This is a genomic window from Paenibacillus jamilae, assembly GCF_050482105.1.
Taxonomy (GTDB): domain Bacteria; phylum Bacillota; class Bacilli; order Paenibacillales; family Paenibacillaceae; genus Paenibacillus; species Paenibacillus jamilae_B.
In genome coordinates this window covers 1-534 of record NZ_JBCNHI010000071.1, presented here as the reverse complement: position 1 = coordinate 534, position 534 = coordinate 1, and the positions used below count along the sequence as shown (strand labels likewise).

1 protein-coding gene is annotated in these 534 nt (G+C 54.7%); it reads right to left on the bottom strand.

Annotated elements, in window-relative coordinates; all coding sequences use genetic code 11:
* On the bottom strand, positions 1-534 hold a 534-nt coding region (locus ABEW32_RS26335), incomplete at both ends, for a condensation domain-containing protein (RefSeq protein ID WP_430193259.1).

Sequence of the window (534 nt, the reverse complement as noted above, 5' to 3'; positions counted from 1 at the left end):
TCCTGACCGCTGTATTTGGACAGCAGGACGGTATAGGCACTCAGTAGCACCATATACAGTGTACTTCCGGTCTGTGCCGCGATGCGGCGCAGCTGCTCGGATACATTCGGGTCCACTGTAAATTCATACATGGCTCCCTCGAAGCTGCGCACAGCAGGTCTAGGATAAGCAATCGGCAGATCCAGGACCGGTAATTCTCCGGCCAAATGCTCCAGCCAGAACTGCTCCCGGCGCTGGTATGACGCATGCTGCATTTCTTGCTGCTGCCACACCGCATAGTCCTTGTACTGAATGGACAACGGCTCTAGAGCCTGTCCCTCGTACAGTTGTCCCAGCTCCTGCACGATTTGGTTAGACGATACACCGTCTGAAATAATATGGTGCATGTCGTACATCAGGAGGTGACGCTCGGGTCCGGTTTGAATGAGACGAACACGCAGCAGCGGTGCCTGCTGAAGATCGAAGCTGCGTACAAAGGACTCGATATAGGCTTCGGCTTCAGACTCATGGGCCTGCAGGCGCTCTACTGCAAAC